Source organism: Methylobacterium sp. V23 (assembly GCF_002917135.1).
Lineage (GTDB): Bacteria > Pseudomonadota > Alphaproteobacteria > Rhizobiales > Beijerinckiaceae > Methylobacterium.
In genome coordinates this window covers 20,427-35,610 of sequence record NZ_PDHT01000017.1, presented here as the reverse complement: position 1 = coordinate 35,610, position 15,184 = coordinate 20,427, and the positions used below count along the sequence as shown (strand labels likewise).

General features: G+C 68.9%; 13 protein-coding genes and 2 tRNA genes. 5 read left to right on the top strand and 10 right to left on the bottom strand.

Features of this window, described 5'->3' with window-relative positions:
* Position 1: 1 nt before the first annotated feature.
* The 5 genes from CRT23_RS16690 to CRT23_RS16670 form a co-directional block, all read right to left on the bottom strand.
* On the bottom strand, positions 2 to 430 hold the full coding sequence (locus tag CRT23_RS16690; protein WP_082512986.1) for a DUF2147 domain-containing protein: 429 nt from the start codon (positions 428 to 430) through the stop codon (positions 2 to 4).
* Positions 431 to 627: 197 nt separating this feature from the next.
* The gene (locus CRT23_RS16685; protein ID WP_245436301.1) at positions 628 to 1,182 is read right to left on the bottom strand and encodes a hypothetical protein; all 555 of its coding nucleotides are present in this window, start codon (positions 1,180 to 1,182) and stop codon (positions 628 to 630) included.
* A gap of 145 nt (positions 1,183 to 1,327) precedes the next feature.
* Positions 1,328 to 1,403: transfer RNA gene (locus CRT23_RS16680), tRNA-Ala, on the bottom strand.
* Positions 1,404 to 1,648: 245 nt separating this feature from the next.
* Positions 1,649 to 1,724, bottom strand: a tRNA-Ala gene (locus CRT23_RS16675).
* Positions 1,725 to 1,889: 165 nt separating this feature from the next.
* Complete coding sequence (locus CRT23_RS16670; protein WP_082512985.1) at positions 1,890 to 2,282, bottom strand: TIGR02300 family protein; 393 nt, start codon at positions 2,280 to 2,282, stop codon at positions 1,890 to 1,892.
* A gap of 256 nt (positions 2,283 to 2,538) precedes the next feature.
* On the opposite strand from CRT23_RS16670, the gene aroA reads away from it, so the two are divergent.
* Positions 2,539 to 3,888: a 3-phosphoshikimate 1-carboxyvinyltransferase gene (gene aroA, locus CRT23_RS16665; RefSeq protein WP_055951263.1), complete on the top strand. Its 1,350-nt coding sequence runs from the start codon at positions 2,539 to 2,541 to the stop codon at positions 3,886 to 3,888.
* Positions 3,889 to 3,893: 5 nt separating this feature from the next.
* On the top strand, positions 3,894 to 4,526 hold the full coding sequence (gene cmk / locus CRT23_RS16660; protein ID WP_103710571.1) for a (d)CMP kinase: 633 nt from the start codon (positions 3,894 to 3,896) through the stop codon (positions 4,524 to 4,526).
* Between the two features lie 88 nt (positions 4,527 to 4,614).
* Here cmk and gltA read toward each other — a convergent pair whose 3' ends face one another.
* Together gltA and gltX are read right to left on the bottom strand one after the other, a co-directional pair.
* Positions 4,615 to 5,904: a citrate synthase gene (gene gltA / locus CRT23_RS16655; protein ID WP_055951254.1), complete on the bottom strand. Its 1,290-nt coding sequence runs from the start codon at positions 5,902 to 5,904 to the stop codon at positions 4,615 to 4,617.
* Between the two features lie 249 nt (positions 5,905 to 6,153).
* Positions 6,154 to 7,575: a glutamate--tRNA ligase gene (gltX, locus tag CRT23_RS16650; RefSeq protein ID WP_103710570.1), complete on the bottom strand. Its 1,422-nt coding sequence runs from the start codon at positions 7,573 to 7,575 to the stop codon at positions 6,154 to 6,156.
* A 167-nt stretch (positions 7,576 to 7,742) separates the two neighbouring features.
* Here gltX and CRT23_RS16645 point away from each other — a divergent pair, with 167 nt between their 5' ends.
* Complete coding sequence (locus tag CRT23_RS16645; protein WP_103710569.1) at positions 7,743 to 10,028, top strand: ComEC/Rec2 family competence protein; 2,286 nt, start codon at positions 7,743 to 7,745, stop codon at positions 10,026 to 10,028.
* Here CRT23_RS16645 and lexA read toward each other — a convergent pair.
* The gene (lexA, locus tag CRT23_RS16640) at positions 10,022 to 10,774 is read right to left on the bottom strand and encodes a transcriptional repressor LexA (RefSeq protein ID WP_103710568.1); all 753 of its coding nucleotides are present in this window, start codon (positions 10,772 to 10,774) and stop codon (positions 10,022 to 10,024) included. The two genes, CRT23_RS16645 and lexA, sit on opposite strands and share 7 nt — an antisense overlap.
* A 236-nt stretch (positions 10,775 to 11,010) precedes the next feature.
* Positions 11,011 to 11,790: a DUF937 domain-containing protein gene (locus CRT23_RS16635; protein WP_146056409.1), complete on the bottom strand. Its 780-nt coding sequence runs from the start codon at positions 11,788 to 11,790 to the stop codon at positions 11,011 to 11,013.
* A gap of 163 nt (positions 11,791 to 11,953) precedes the next feature.
* Between CRT23_RS16635 and sfsA the strand changes: the two genes are divergently transcribed.
* The gene (gene sfsA, locus CRT23_RS16630) at positions 11,954 to 12,661 is read left to right on the top strand and encodes a DNA/RNA nuclease SfsA (RefSeq protein WP_103710566.1); all 708 of its coding nucleotides are present in this window, start codon (positions 11,954 to 11,956) and stop codon (positions 12,659 to 12,661) included.
* Between the two features lie 32 nt (positions 12,662 to 12,693).
* Here sfsA and CRT23_RS16625 read toward each other — a convergent pair whose 3' ends face one another.
* Positions 12,694 to 13,524: an FkbM family methyltransferase gene (locus CRT23_RS16625; RefSeq protein WP_103710565.1), complete on the bottom strand. Its 831-nt coding sequence runs from the start codon at positions 13,522 to 13,524 to the stop codon at positions 12,694 to 12,696.
* Between the two features lie 350 nt (positions 13,525 to 13,874).
* Here CRT23_RS16625 and CRT23_RS16620 point away from each other — a divergent pair, with 350 nt between their 5' ends.
* A complete protein-coding gene (locus CRT23_RS16620) occupies positions 13,875 to 15,131 on the top strand; it encodes an outer membrane beta-barrel protein (RefSeq protein WP_055951236.1) in 1,257 nt (418 codons plus the stop codon).
* Positions 15,132 to 15,184: the final 53 nt, after the last annotated feature.

Below are 15,184 nucleotides of genomic sequence, written 5' to 3'. Positions count from 1 at the left end.
CTCAGTTCACGCGCTTCCAGGTCTGGCTCTTACAGAACACGCTCATCACGCAGCCCGAGACCTCGACGATGTCCGGCCCCTTGATCGTCAGGGTGCCGGCGTAGGTTTTGCCGTCGTTGGGATTGTAGAGCGTGCCCTCGTAGCCGCTCGCGCCGGCGGTACGGGTGTTCATGATCTGCACGCCGACGAGGCTGCGGGAGCGCAGGGACGGGTCAGGGTTCTTCGCGTCGAGCCCCGGACCCGCGACGCTCGCCAGCGTCCCGCAATAGCCGTTGCCGCAGCGGCTGATCCGCACCTTCGAAACCCCGGTCTCCGTCAGCCAAAGCCCCGTGGCGTCCCGCCCCTGCTGGGCCGAGGCCGCGCCGCCCAGCACAAGAGCGATCGCCCATCCGCAGCCTGCGCTCCGCAACACCCGTCCGGTGATCGCCATGTAGGAAGTCCTTGCCCTTCGCGTTGATCGGGCGAGGGGCATAGCCTGCGCCTTCCGCACTGGCCAGACCTTCGGTCGGCCGTGGCGGCAGCACCGCCTCGGGGACGGGCCAGGACGGCGGCGGCGCCGCCTCGGGGACGGGCCAGGACGGCGGCGGCAGCGCCTCGGGGGCGGGCCAGGACGGTGGCGGCGCCGCCTCAGGGACGGGCCAGGACGGCGCCGGTATAGACCTCGCCGACCTCACAGAGAGGCTGTCCATCCGCCCGCAGCAGGAGCGCCTCGATCGCGAAGAGCGGCTCGGCAAGCCCGGCGGTGTCCGGACGGTCCCCCGCAGGGAGGAGGCGCAGGGACAGGTTGCGGCGCGTGGGCGACAGGTCGTGCACGACGCGGCCGAAGGGCACCTCGCTGGTCTGCAGCAACCGGTTCATCGCGGGCGTCAGGCGCGATGGGACGTACCAGTTCTCCGCCTCCGACAGCACAAGAGCGCCGCAGGTCAGGCGGACCCGGCGGTAGCGCACCAGCGCGTCGCGCGGCACGGCGAGGCGCTCCCGCTGCGCCGGGCTCGCCGGACGCTCCGGTGCCGCGACGGGGTGCGCGATGAGGCCTGGTGCCTGGGCGAGCCCTCGGGCGCGGCACCAGTCCTCCAGAACCGCCGTGGCGCTCGGCCCGGCCCGGAGGCGGTCACACAGGTCTCCGAGGAGGGTCGCCGCAGCAGGGGTCGGGCCCGGGTCGCCGGGGAGGGACGTCGCCATGAACACCGAACCACGTCCAATTCACCCGCACCGCGCACCGTCGTGGCCGCTGCACGGGCGCGCACCGCACCGCCATACGCAGCACGTGCGGAAAGGTCTACGTCGATGTCGGGGCACGTCGCGGGGAAGACGTCGCGGGGAAGTTTGGTGGAGCCTAACGGGATCGAACCGATGACCTCTTCCATGCCATGGAAGCGCTCTCCCAGCTGAGCTAAGGCCCCACTCTCAACACCCGGGTTCTGGATCCCCCGAGGTGGTCGTCCGCACCGGAGAGGCCTAAGCCGCACCGGCGATGGCGGTGGCATACTGGGATCGGGCCGCCGCCTCAACCCCTATTTCGCGGCCCCGGCGATTTCCTCACCGATCGTGAGGCGTTCGCCATACAGGGGCCAAATGCACGAAACCGCGCGACGCGGATGCATCGAGCGGCGGCGGCAATGCGCGGGATCGTCGTCTGAGAGAGAGTTGGTGGAGCCTAACGGGATCGAACCGATGACCTCTTCCATGCCATGGAAGCGCTCTCCCAGCTGAGCTAAGGCCCCACTCTCAACACACCGGACATCTGGAAATCCCGGGGTGGTCTTCGTCGGCGGGCGCGTCGCCCGCCGCCGATAGCGGTCATGTACTGGGGCTTGTCCGCAGCCTCAACCCCCTTTGTGCCCCGCCGGCAAACTTTTTTGACGGCGGGCGGAGGCGGCGCTCGCGCGTCAGCTTTCCTCGTCGTTCTCGATATCGCCGTCGATCAGGTCGGCCACGTCGTCGTCACCGGTGTCCTCTTCCTCGAGGAAGGTGTCATCCGTATCGTCGTTGCTGTCGCCGTCGACGTCCTCGGTCGTCGTATCCGCGTCATCCTCGGCGGCTTCGACCTCGTCGAGGGACACGATCTCCGGACCGCCCTTCTCGGCGTCCGTATCCTCGTCGTCATCCGCCGGAACGGCGCTGGCACGGGCCGCGAGGGCCGGGGCGGCGCGGCTCGACGCTGCCGCGACCTGATAGATCGTTCCGCATTTCGGGCAGGTCGGCGGATCGTTGTCGAGGTCGTAGAACTTGGCGCCGCAGCTCATGCATTGACGCTTCAAGCCGAGTTCCGGTCTGGCCACGGGCGAACCTCTAGTACGTGCGATCTTTTGGGAGAGGCGCCCCGTTAGTCGCGTGGGACGCTCCTGTCAAATTCTCTTGCGGATTGCGTAGGTTCTGCGCCCGTATTCGGCCGTCCACGAGCGTTTTCGGGGCCGGACCGTCCGGGATGCACGCCCATCGGATGACGGCAGCGGCGACGCATGTTAACCGGCGCCATGATCGGCGCGCCTGCCCAGCCCGCAGGCGCTCCTGCGCCCAGCCGAAAAGTCGACGCCCGTGTCCCATGATTCCCCGCCACACCCCCTGACCGCTCATGCGGGCCTGCCCCTCCAGGGCAGCCTGCGGCCTCCGGGGGACAAGTCCATCTCGCACCGCGCGATGATTCTCGGATTGCTCAGCATCGGCGAGACCAATGTCGAGGGCCTACTCGAGGGCGATGATGTCCTGCGCACCGCGGCCGCCGCCAAGGCCCTCGGGGCCGACGTGGAGCGGGTGGGCGAGGGGCGCTGGCGCCTGCGCGGCGTCGGGATCGGCGGTCTCAGCGATCCCGAGGATGTGCTCGATTTCGGCAATGCCGGAACCGGCTCGCGCCTGATGATGGGCGTCGTCGGCGGCCAGCCCGTCACCGCGACCTTCGATGGCGATGCCTCCCTGCGCAAGCGGCCGATGCGCCGCATCCTGGATCCGCTGGTGCGGATGGGGACCGAGGTGGTGAGCGAGGAGGCGGGGGGCCGCGTGCCCCTGACCCTGCGCGGCCCCCGCGAGGCGATCCCCATCACCTACGAGACGCCCGTGGCCTCGGCGCAGATCAAGTCGGCGGTGCTGCTGGCCGCCCTAAACGCTCCGGGGACCACGACGGTGATCGAGGCGGCGGCCACCCGCGACCACACCGAGCGGATGCTGCGCCTGTTCGGCGCCGAGGTCACGGTGACGCCGCACGGCCCCGACGGACACGGGCGGACGATCACGCTCACGGGACAGCCCACACTGCGGGGCACCAAGGTGGTCGTGCCGGCCGATCCCTCGTCGGCGGCCTTCCCCCTGGTCGCGGCGCTGATCGTCCCGGGCTCCGAGGTGACGCTGGAAGGCGTCATGATGAACCCCCTGCGGATCGGCCTCATCACCACCCTGATCGAGATGGGCGCCGAGATCGAGCGCCTGCGCGAGCGGGAGGAGGGCGGTGAGACCGTCGCCGACCTGCGCGTGCGGGCAAGCCGCCTCAAGGGCGTCGACGTCCCCCCGGAACGCGCGCCGGCGATGATCGACGAGTACCCGGTGCTCGCCGTGGCGGCCGCCTTCGCGGAGGGCACCACGCGGATGCGCGGCCTGCACGAACTGCGGGTGAAGGAATCCGACCGTCTCGCGGCGGTGGCGGACGGCCTCAGCGCCAACGGCGTCGCCTACGTCGTCGAGGGGGACGATCTCGTGGTCCACGGCACCGGCGAACCGGCACGGGGCGGCGGCACGGTGGCAACCCATCTCGATCACCGGATCGCCATGGCGTTCCTGGTGATGGGCCTCGCCACCCGGGAGCCGGTCACGGTCGATGACGGCGCGATGATCGCCACGAGCTTCCCGAGCTTCCTGCCGACGATGCAGGACCTCGGCGGCCGGATCGAGGGCTGAGCGCGATGCCGATGGTGATCGCGATCGACGGCCCCGCCGCCTCGGGCAAGGGCACACTCGCCAAGCGCCTGGCCGCCCATTACGGCCTTCCGCACCTCGATACCGGCCTGCTCTACCGGGCGGTCGCCCTGACGGTGATCGATTCGGGGCGCAGCCTCGACGATCATCAGGCCGCGGCGCGGGCCGCCTCCAGCCTGATCGCGGACCGGCTCGCCGATCCGCGCCTGCGCGAGCGCGCCATGGGCGAGGCAGCCTCGCGCATCTCGGCGGTTCCCGCCGTGCGGGCCGCGCTCCTGGCGTGGCAGCAGCGCTTTGCCGGCGACGCCAGCGGCGCGGTGCTGGATGGACGCGATATCGGGACCGTGGTCTGCCCCAACGCCCAGGTGAAGCTCTTCATCACGGCCGCTCCCGAGGAACGCGCCCGGCGCCGGCACCTCGAATTGCTGCGCCGCGGGGAAGCCGCGAGCCTGGGAGCCATTCTCGACGATATCGTCGCGCGCGACGCACGGGATGCGCAGCGTTCCACGGCGCCCCTGAAGGCGGCGACCGATGCCGTCATTCTCGACACCACGGACCTCGATGCCGACGCGGCCTTCGCGGCCGCCCGCGCCATCGTCGATCGTGCCCGCCCGCATTAGGGCGGTCCGGGTCGCGGTTCGCCCCGGCCTCGCCGTTCGGTGGCAACCAACGCCTCGCCGGAGCCTGTCCGGCGAGACGTGACGTCGATCAGGCGCGCTGATCGATCGGGGTGTATTCGCGCTTGTCGGGTCCGATGTAGAGCTGACGCGGCCGGCCGATCTTCTGCGACGGGTCCTCGATCATCTCGGCCCACTGGGCGATCCAGCCGGTGGTGCGGGCCAGGGCGAACAGCACCGTGAACATCGATGTCGGGAAGCCCATCGCCTTCAGGGTGATGCCCGAGTAGAAATCGATGTTTGGATACAGCTTCTTCTCGATGAAGTAGTCGTCCTTGAGGGCGATCTGCTCCAGCTGCACCGCGACCTCGAGCAGCGGGTCATCCTTGATCCCGAGCTGGCCCAGCACCTCGTGGGTGGTCTTCTGCATGATGCGCGCGCGCGGATCGTAGTTCTTGTAGACGCGGTGGCCGAAACCCATCAGGCGGAAGGGATCGTTCTTGTCCTTGGCCTTGGCCACGTACTTGGCCACGTTCTCCGGGTGCCCGATCTCCTCGAGCATCTTCAGGGCCGCTTCGTTGGCGCCACCATGGGCGGGTCCCCAGAGGCAGGCGATGCCGGCCGCGATGCAGGCGAAGGGATTGGCACCCGAGGAGCCCGCGAGACGCACGGTCGAGGTCGAGGCGTTCTGCTCGTGATCGGCGTGCAGGATGAAGATCCGGTCCAACGCGCGCGCGAAGATCGGATTGACCTTGAACTCCTCGCACGGAACCGCGAAGCACATCCGCAAGAAATTGGAGGTGTAGTCGAGGTCGTTCTTCGGATACACGAAGGGCTGACCAATCGAATACTTGTAGGCCATCGCGGCCAGGGTGGGCATCTTGGCGATCATCCGCATCGACGCGACCATGCGCTGCTGGTCGTCCGAGATGTCGGTCGAGTCGTGATAGAAGGCCGAGAGGGCACCGACGCAGGCGACCATGATCGCCATCGGGTGCGCGTCGCGGCGAAACCCCTGGAAGAACCGGTTCATCTGATCATGCACCATGGTGTGGCGCGTGATGCGGTAGTCGAAATCCGCCTTCTGGGACGGGGTCGGCAGCTCGCCGAACAGCATCAGGTAGCAGGTTTCGAGGAAGTCGCCGTGCTCGGCGATCTGTTCGATGGGGTAGCCCCGATAGAGGAGAATGCCCGCATCGCCGTCGATGTAGGTGATCTTCGACTCGCAGGAGGCGGTAGAGGTGAAGCCGGGATCGAAGGTGAACTTGCCCGTCTTCGCGTAGAGCTTGCCGATATCGATCACGTCCGGCCCGATGGTGCCGGTCTTGATCGGAAGTTCGACGTGGTTGTCGCCCACGGTGATCGTGCTGGAGGCGCTCATGGAGACCTGGACCCTTTCGTGGCAGCGGGGCGGCGTCGGCCCGCGTGGCGATGCAATCGACCACCCGGGTCCGGGGTGCAAAGGCAGCGCATGCTGCACTTGCTCACACGAGCATGGGGGTAGCGGATCGGCGGACCGTCATCAACCGACGGCCCGGCTCACCTCGACGTCGAAGCGAGATCCGGGCCGATTTGTCATTCTTCCCCTCCAAACGCCAAAACGAACCGCCCCATGGGTGCCGTGCGCGTGTCAGTCGACCTGGTCGCGCAACCGGCCGAGACATTCCTCCCGGCCGAGCACGGCCATGACGTCGAAGACCGGCGGCGAGGTCGCCCGGCCGGTGAGCGCCGCCCGGAGAGGCTGCGCGATCTGGCCGAGCTTCAGGCCATTCGCCTCGGCAAACTGCCGGACCGCGCCCTCGGTGGCGGCGGCGGTCCAGTCGGGCAACGCCGCGAGGGCCGGCAAGAGGGCGGCCAGGCGCGTCCGGGCCTCGTCACCGAGCAAGCCCTTGGCTTTCTCGTCGGGCACCAGGGGTCGGGCCGCGGTGAGATAGTACGCGCTGTCCAGCAGCTCGACGAGGGTCTTGGCCCGCTCCTTCAGGCCCGGCATCGCGGCGGTGAGGGTCTCGCGCAGGGCCGGGCTCATGGGCACCGCGATCCCCCGGGCCGGACCAAGCGCCGGCAACACGTCGTCGATGGCCGCGACGAGGTCCGCATCGGCCGCGCCGCGGATGTAGAGGCCGTTGAGGTTCTCCAGCTTGGCGAAGTCGAAGCGCGCCGGCGATCGCCCGATGGCCTTCAGGTCGAAGGCGGCGATCATCTCCTCGGTGGAGAACACCTCCTGGTCCCCGTGGCTCCAGCCCAGGCGTACGAGGTAGTTGCGCAGGGCGCTCGGCAGGTAGCCGAGGTCGCGGTAGGCGTCGACGCCGAGGGCGCCATGGCGCTTCGACAGCTTGGCGCCGTCGGCGCCGTGGATCAGCGGGATATGCGCCATGGCGGGCGCCTCCCAGCCGAGGGCATCGTAGATCTGGCGCTGGCGCGCCGCGTTGGTGAGGTGGTCGTCGCCGCGGATCACCTGGGTGACACCCATGTCGTGGTCGTCCACCACGACGGCGAGCATGTAGGTCGGGTTGCCGTCCGAACGCAGCAGGACGAGGTCGTCGAGATCCTTGTTCTGCCAGACGACCCGTCCCTGGACGCCATCCTCCACCACGGTCTCGCCGCTGGTCGGCGCGCGCAGGCGAATCACGGGCTTCACGCCGGCGGGCGCCTCGGACGGGTCGCGGTCGCGCCAGCGGCCGTCGTAGCGCAGGGGACGCCCCTCCGCCCGTGCGGCCTCGCGCATCGCCGTTAGTTCCTCGGGCGTCGCGTAGCAGCGATAGGCGTTCCCGGAGGCCAGCAGGCCCTCGGCGGCTTCGCGGTGACGGGCGGCACGGGCGTATTGGTAGATGACATCGCCGTCCCAATCGAGCCCGAGCCAGCGCATGCCGTCCAGGATCGCGTCGATGGCGCCCTGCGTCGAGCGCTCACGATCGGTGTCCTCGATGCGCAGCAGCATGCGGCCGCCGAAACGGCGGGCATAGAGCCAGTTGAACAGGGCCGTGCGAGCCCCGCCGATGTGGAGGTAGCCCGTTGGCGAGGGCGCGAAACGCGTGACGACGGCTGACGACATCAATCTGGACTTGAATGGCTCGTGATACGGGCGAGAAGCGGATCGACCGGCCCGGAACCGCGCGTGTAGCATGCGCGCGGGCACGCGTTAAGAAATCGTCCTGTTCCTAAGATTGCAGGGCGTCTCGCCCGCTTTCGGTCCGGGACGCACGCCCGGAGGTTTTCGCGATGGCGCAGGCGCGTGCGGCGGCGGCGATGGGGCGCATCACGCGCCACCTCGCGGCGCGTCGACCGGGCGCCGGGCTGATCCTGGACTGGTTCCGCGCGGGCTGGCGCCGGGAGATCGAGCAGCGTCGGCTGTTCCCCTGGCTCGCCGTCGCGTTCGGAGGCGGCATCCTTGTGTACTTTCTCGGGACGCAGGGGACACCGTCGCTCCTGGCGCCCCTCGCAGCCGCAGCGCTGCTCGCCGCGACGACGCCGTTCCTCGTCGCGCGCCCGTTCGGTCTGGCCCTGGTGCTCGCCGCGATGGCCGCGCTCCTCGGCTTCGCCGCCGCCGCGGCGCGGGTCCGCTGGGTCGACGGGCCGATCCTCGCCCGCACCACGATCGGTCCGCTGGTGGGCACCATCGAAGGCTTGGACGAGCGGGAGCAGGGGGCACGCCTGATCATCCGCGTCGAGAGTTTCGGCACTCTCGGCGCCCAGGTCCGCCCGGTCCGGGTGCGCGTGTCCTATCGCAAGGCGAACACCCTGAAGCCGGGCGACCGCATCGCCGCGACCGCACGCCTGCTTCCGCCGCCGGAGGCCGCCCGCCCCGGAGGCTACGACTTCGCCCGGGATGCCTTCTTCCGTGAGATCGGCGCGGTGGGCTCCCTCGTCGGCAAGGTCGCGTTGCGGCCGTCAGCCGAGCCGGCGGACTGGCAGGTTCGCCTCGCTGCGGCCGTGGATGCGGCCCGAAACGCCCTGACGCGCCGTATCACCGACGCCAACGGAGGCCAAGCCGGGGCGGTGGCCGCGGCCCTGGTGACGGGCAAGCGCGGCCTGATCAGCCCGGAGACCAACGACATCCTCCGCGCCGCCGGCATCTACCACGTCGTGTCGATCTCGGGCCTCCACATGGTCCTGGCGGCCGGCGTGGTGTTCTGGCTGGTGCGGGCACTCCTGGCCGTCGTTCCGTTCGCGGCCTTGCACTGGCCGATCAAGAAGATCGCCGCTGCCGTCGCCATGGTGGGCGTCACGGCCTACTGCGTCTTCTCCGGCTGGGACATCGCCGCCGAGCGTTCGCTGATCATGACCCTCGTGATGCTCGGCGCGATCCTGGTCGACCGCCCGGCGCTCAGCATGCGCAACCTGGCCATCGCCGCCCTGATCGCCCTGGCCCGCGAGCCGGACGGCCTCCTCGGCCCGAGCTTCCAGATGTCGTTCGGGGCGGTCGCCGGCCTGATCGCCTGCGCGCCGCTGATCGCGGGACGCGCGCTGCAGCGCGATGGGGCCGGCCCGCTCCCCCGGATCTTCGCCCTGGTGACCACCGCGGTCATCGGCACCCTGGCGACGACCCTCGTGGCCCAGATCGCCACCGCGCCCTTCGCCACCTATCACTTTCAGACGGTGCAGCCCTTCGGGCTGGTGGGCAATGCGCTCACCCTGCCGCTGGTCTCCCTGGCGGTGATGCCGTCGGCGGTTCTCGGGATCCTGGCCTATCCGTTCGCACTGGATCAGCCGGTCTGGTGGGCGATGGGCCTCGCGGTGCGGGGGATGCTCGCCATCTCCACCTGGATTGCGGGCTTCGGACACGCCGTCGTGGTGGTCCCGGCCTTCGGCACGGGCGCCCTCGGCCTTCTGGCAGTGGCCCTGATCGTCCTGACGCTTCCGGCCTCTTCGCTGCGCTGGCTCGGCCTCATCCCGGCAGCGATCGGCCTGGCCTGTGCCGCCGCCCCGGACCGCTACGACATCTACATCGATCGTGAGGGGGCAGGCGCAGCCATCCGCGAGCGCAACGGGCGCCTCGCCACCCTTGGACGGCCGCTCCCCTTCGTGCTGGCGCAATGGCTCAAGGCCGATGGCGACGATCGGAGGGTGCAGGACATCGCGGGGTATCAGGGCTCACGCTGCGATGGCCTGGGTTGTACCCTCACAACGCCGGACGGCCGCGTGCTCGCCTTGATCACCGACAAGCGCGCCCTCGGGGAGGACTGCGCCCGGGCCACGATCTTGATCACCCGGCAATCCGCACCCGCAGGCTGTGCCGCGCCGATCGTCGTCGACCGGGATTTCCTGGGATCGCACGGCGCAACCGCCATCCGCTTCACCTGCGATGGGCCGACCCTCGTCACCGCGAAGCATCCCGGCGACGTCGTGCCATGGCGTGCAACCCCGTCACCGCCGCCGTCGGATCAGACGGGACCACGCCCGCAACCGTCGCCACCGTCGGCGACGGCTCTACCGGCGATCCCCGAGCGCACCGACGATCCGTTGGACCCTGCCGGTGAACAACCGAACGGAGAAATCCTTCAGTAGCGGCGCACGAGGCTGACGAGCCGTCCCTGGATCTGCACCCGATCCGGGCCGAGGACCCGCGTCTCATAGGCCGGGTTCGCCGCTTCCAGGGCGATGGATGAGCCGCGCCGGCGCAGGCGCTTCAGCGTGGCTTCCTCGTCGTCGATGAGCGCCACGATGATGTCGCCCGTATTGGCCGTATCCTGCTTGCGAATCACGACCAGGTCGCCGTCGAGGATGCCGGCATCAACCATCGAATCACCGCGCACTTCCAAGGCGTAATGCTCGCCACCGGCCAGGAAATCGGGTGACATCGTCACCGAATGACTCTGTTCCTGGATGGCCGAGATGGGCGTACCCGCCGCGATCCGACCCATCACCGGGATGGTCACCGCCCGACCGCTCTCGTCGGTGGCTTGCGTGGTCGGCAGGCGGGAGACCGATGCGCCGGCCGGCAGGCCCTTGCCTTTACCGCCTTCGACCACGCTCGGCGTGAAGCGTCGAACCTCGGGGGCCGGTGCGGTGCGCGGGGTACCCGAATTCCCGCCCAGGCTCTCCGGCATCCGGATCACCTCGATCGCCCGCGCCCGGTTGGGCAGCCGGCGCAGAAAGCCGCGCTCCTCGAGGGCCGTGATCAGGCGGTGAATGCCCGACTTCGACTTCAGGTCGAGAGCGTCCTTCATCTCGTCGAACGACGGGGGAACGCCGCTCTCGCGCATCCGGAGCTGGATGAACTGGAGCAGGTCCAGCTGCTTACGCGTCAACATGCAGGGCACTCTTCGTTAGGGCCACGGATCGCGGCGGGTGGCACCAGAAACAAACCACGAACACGTTAAACGTTCCGTAAGTGTTCTGCAAGGGTTCCTGTCTAGAGGCCCCTTGCCCAACGCAATGGCGCGATGGGGATTGTGGAACGCGGTGTTGAGTTCGACAGCAACGCTTCAGGTCAGTCGATTGCCCGCGTCTCCGCGATCGCCTGCGTCTCCGCACATGCCGGCTTCGGCTAGCGCTGCCCGGTGCCTCCTGTCTTGGGCCGATCGCCGGGCCCGTGACCGGCCGTCTCGGTCGGGTCGCGGGGATCGTGCCAGAAGGTATCGAACAGGCGCTGCATCGCGCGGGCGTTCTCCTGTTGTACCTCCAGGCCCGTCTGAAACATCTGCTGCATCAGGTCGAAGGGCGCTTCCGCGGAGGACGTGTCCGGCGCGGCCGGTTCGGGCCGGGACGAGGCCGCGAGCCGCGCTGGGCGCGGCCGGACCTGAGGCGCGGGCGCCGCGGGCTCCGGGGCACTGCCGCCGGATTTCAGGAACACCTGCATCATCTCCGACCAGGCATTGGGCGGGAAGCCGAAAGGGTTCGCCTCCGCGCGCGGCGCCGGCGCTGCGGCGGGCGCCTGGTTGATCATGACGTGGACGATCCCCGCCACCACCATGCCCGCCATGATCGGCAGCATCTGCTTCAGGGCCGGCATCGCGACGCCGCTGACGGCGGCGGCCTGTTGCAGAACCGCCTGGCTCAGGTGGGGCGAGCCGAAGAGTTGCTGGACCAGCATGTCCATCTGCGGCGTGGCGCTCGACGCCTTCGACGCGGCAGGCCCAACGAGGTTGAAGAGATGCGCGAAGCCGGTCGGATCCTGGGCGACGTTCCGCTGCAGCCCCATCGTCAAGGCCGGGAGCAGGGCTTGCATCGCGCGCAGGCTCTGCTCCGGCGACAAGCCGAACTGCCGTCCGAAACCCTGCGCGCTGGCGCCCCCCTGCGCCTGAAGGAGATCGAACACATTGAACATGGCGGCCTCGCGGACGGACAACGGCTTTCCCGGTCATCGACCCGGGCGCGCCCCGCGAAGTCTGTCGCATCCGGTCAGCACTGACCAGCCCGGGCGCCTCACCACGGCCTGATTCCCCGCCGACGGGAGCCTGCATCAACCTGTTTCTCAACCCGGACCTGCGATGCGCTTCCCTTCGCCCCTGATCGAGGCGCGCCTGGTGCGGCGCTACAAGCGCTTTCTCGCCGATCTTCAGCTTGCCGATGGATCCCTGATCACGGCCCATTGTCCCAATCCGGGGGCGATGCTGGGACTTGCCGTGCCGGGCGCGCGCGCCCTGCTGTCCGACGTCCGCAGCCCGACGCGCAAGCTGCCCTTCTCATGGGAATTGGTGGAGGCGGACCTGCCCGGCGGCCGGCAATGGGTCGGGATCAACACGATGCGGCCGAACGCCCTGGTGGCGGAGGCCTTCGCCGCCGGCGGCCTGCCGTCCCTCGCCGGCTACACGAACCTTCGCCCCGAAGTCCGCTACGCCCAGGCCAGCCGCGTCGATTTCCTCGCCACGGGGGAGGGGGTGCCCCCCTGCCATGTCGAGGTGAAGAACTGCCACCTGATGCGCCGGCCCGGCCTTGCGGAATTCCCGGATTGCGTCGCCGCCCGCAGCGCCCGTCACATGATGGACCTCGCGGCCGTCGTCGAGGCCGGGGGACGGGCCATGGTCATCATCGTGGTGCAGATGTGGGCGGATCGCTTCGACGCCGCCCGGGACCTCGATCCCGCCTTCGACCGGGCGCTCCAGACGGCTCGGGCCGCCGGCGTCGTGGTGCACGCCCATCGCTGCCGCATCGACCCTGCCGGGATCACCGTGGCGGATGCCATTCCGGTGCTCTAGGGCGCGCCTCCTGGGAGGACCGATCGGACCCCTCAGTCGGCCCGCTCGAAGATCAGGTTGAGGCGGGTCCGGGCGATCCGGTGATAGCCGTGCTGCTCGAGCAAGGCGGGCAGGTCGATCTGCCACTGGTCGGTGCCGTTCTCGACGATCAGCAGTCGCGGGTGGAGGCTTGCGGGCGCGGCGCGCAGGAAGGGTTCGAGGATCAGGTCCTCCGCGCCCTCGACATCGAGCTTCATCGCGTCGATGCGGGTGATGCCCTCTCCGCGAGCGAGATCGAGCAGGGGCACGGCGGGCACGCGGATCTGCGCGCCCTCGTTCGTCCCGACGATCTTCAAGCTGGATTCGCCTCGGTTGCGAGGGTCGACGAACAGGGTGAGCTCGCCGGCCTTGTCGGCGACCGCGCAGGCCACCGCCTTGACCGTCCCGAACGGGTTCTGACCGATGTTGTAGGTCAGGCGGTCGAACACGTCCGGCTGCGGCTCGACGGCGAGGATGCGGGCGCGCGGCCCCGCGAAGGCCGCCACGAACAGCGCGTAGGCGCCGATATTCGCGCCGATATCCAGGAAGGTGCAGCCGGGCTGCAGCTTCGCCCGGAGGAGTTCGCGCTCCTCCGGATCGAAGAACTGCGGCGTGAAGAGCACCTTCTTCTCGCAGTTGTTGTTGTAGGGGTAGAGCCGCATACGGGCGCCGTAGCGCTCGACGTCGAGGGGCGCACCGCGCAGCAGCCCGATCGCCACCCGGCGCAGGAACAGGGCGACGCGTCGGCCTGCCCAGCTCGCGTACGAGATCCGGCCCGTCTGCCGAGCGATCCGCGCGACGAGGCCAGTGGGAGCGTAGGTGCCGTAGGGCTGCGTGTCTTTCATCGTGCGTGCTGATGCCAGCGCGCGGGCGCGGCGGCAAGCGACGGTCTCGCGGGCGGACGGAAAGGCAGGCGGGATCCCGAGCCGATCCGCGCGGCAGACCCCTCGGGACCATCACCGTGGATCGCAGATGCGATCGACCCGTCATGGCGCTGGGGAAGCTGGCGCAAATCTTCGCCGCCGTGTTTGGTGCTCAGACCTGTTCCATTGTGGCAACACCACGACTGAAACCCAGTCCGCGCGACCTAGTTTGCCCGAAAAATAGGCGTCTGCACAAAGGATAGCTTTGCCGTAACAGGGAACCTTTGAGAACGTCGCCCTAACGCAGATTCTCTCGCAGAGTTCCCATCGCCATGCACCGCTCGCTCCTCGCCCTTTCGGCCGTCCTGATGTCATCGGTCTGCGCCTTTGCGGCCGACATGCCGGCGAAGGTGCTCGCGGTTCCCGCCCCGCCCGCGCCGTGCAAGGCCGAGATCACCTTCCCGGCCTATGGCGGTGTCATCAAGCAGAACCCGAACCCGTCCTGCCTGACGCTCGGCGCCTTCGGCGACATCTATGTCGGCGGTGCGGTGACGGGCTACTTCTACACCCAGCCCAACCAGTACACGTTCTCCCCCGCTCCGCTGCCGAGTGATCGGGCCGGACGCGTGGACGTCTCGAACCTGATGGGCTTCATCCAGAAGGCCGACGGTCCGTTCCAGTTCTACGCCGCCTTCGGCGCCTACTCGATCCCCGGCCTCGGCCTGCCGATCTACGGTACGTTCGACCAGACGGATCTGCTGTATTCCCCCGCGCCGATCGTGTTCGGCAAGTACGTGATCAACGACAACTGGTCGATCCAGGGCGGCCGGATGCCAACCCTCATCGGCTCCGAACTGCCCTTCACCTTCCAGAACCTGAACATCTCGCGCGGCCTTCTCTTCGGCCAGGAGAACGTGATCAACCAGGGCGTGCAGGTGAACTACTCGGATGGTCCGTGGGCCGCCTCGTTCGCCGCGACCGATGGCTTCTATTCCGGCGAGATCAACTGGGTCACGGGTGCGATCACCTACAAGATCGACGCCGCCAACACGGTGGGCATCAACGGCGGCACGCATTTCTCCAGCTACACCAACTTCGACTTCGCCGACCCGTTCGGTCGTCGCGGCCTTCGCTTCCAGTACGCCACGCCGGTCTCGCTGCAGAACAGCAGCATCATCAGCGCCAACTACACCTACGCGGACGGTCCGTGGATCGTGACGCCGTACGTCCAGTACACCAACGTGGAGCAGAACGCCGTCCTTGGTCTCGCCGGGGCCGAAACCATCGGCGGCGCCCTCCTCGCCAGCTACGCCTTCACGGACAACTTCGCTCTCGCGGGCCGCGTCGAGTACATCAGCCAGAGCGGCAATCGCAACAATCCGTTCGGCCAGACCTCGGTGCTCTACGGCGCCGGCAGCTCGGCCTTCTCCTTCACGGTCACCCCGACCTTCACCTTCGATCGCTACTTCGTCCGCGGCGAGTTCTCGACCGTGCAGCTCTACGACGTCACGCCCGGCCTCGGCTTCGGCCGCAGCGGCCTGAAGACTTCGCAGGAGCGCTACATGCTGGAGACCGGCATCACCTTCTGATCCGATCGAAACGATCCGGTTCGACGAAACGCGGCGGCAGGGCACCCTGCCGC

Bases quoted from the DNA above. Each gene is read 5' to 3' on its own strand.
- gltX (WP_103710570.1), bottom strand. From the start codon at position 7,575: ATGTCGTCAGCCGTCGTCACGCGTTTCGCGCCCTCGCCAACGGGCTAC.
- cmk (WP_103710571.1), top strand. From the start codon at position 3,894: ATGCCGATGGTGATCGCGATCGACGGCCCCGCCGCCTCGGGCAAGGGC.
- CRT23_RS16625 (WP_103710565.1), bottom strand. From the start codon at position 13,524: ATGAAAGACACGCAGCCCTACGGCACCTACGCTCCCACTGGCCTCGTC.
- CRT23_RS16620 (WP_055951236.1), top strand. From the start codon at position 13,875: ATGCACCGCTCGCTCCTCGCCCTTTCGGCCGTCCTGATGTCATCGGTC.
- lexA (WP_103710568.1), bottom strand. From the start codon at position 10,774: ATGTTGACGCGTAAGCAGCTGGACCTGCTCCAGTTCATCCAGCTCCGG.
- CRT23_RS16690 (WP_082512986.1), bottom strand. From the start codon at position 430: ATGGCGATCACCGGACGGGTGTTGCGGAGCGCAGGCTGCGGATGGGCG.
- CRT23_RS16645 (WP_103710569.1), top strand. From the start codon at position 7,743: ATGGCGCAGGCGCGTGCGGCGGCGGCGATGGGGCGCATCACGCGCCAC.
- CRT23_RS16635 (WP_146056409.1), bottom strand. From the start codon at position 11,790: ATGTTCAATGTGTTCGATCTCCTTCAGGCGCAGGGGGGCGCCAGCGCG.
- sfsA (WP_103710566.1), top strand. From the start codon at position 11,954: ATGCGCTTCCCTTCGCCCCTGATCGAGGCGCGCCTGGTGCGGCGCTAC.
- CRT23_RS16685 (WP_245436301.1), bottom strand. From the start codon at position 1,182: ATGGCGACGTCCCTCCCCGGCGACCCGGGCCCGACCCCTGCTGCGGCG.
- gltA (WP_055951254.1), bottom strand. From the start codon at position 5,904: ATGAGCGCCTCCAGCACGATCACCGTGGGCGACAACCACGTCGAACTT.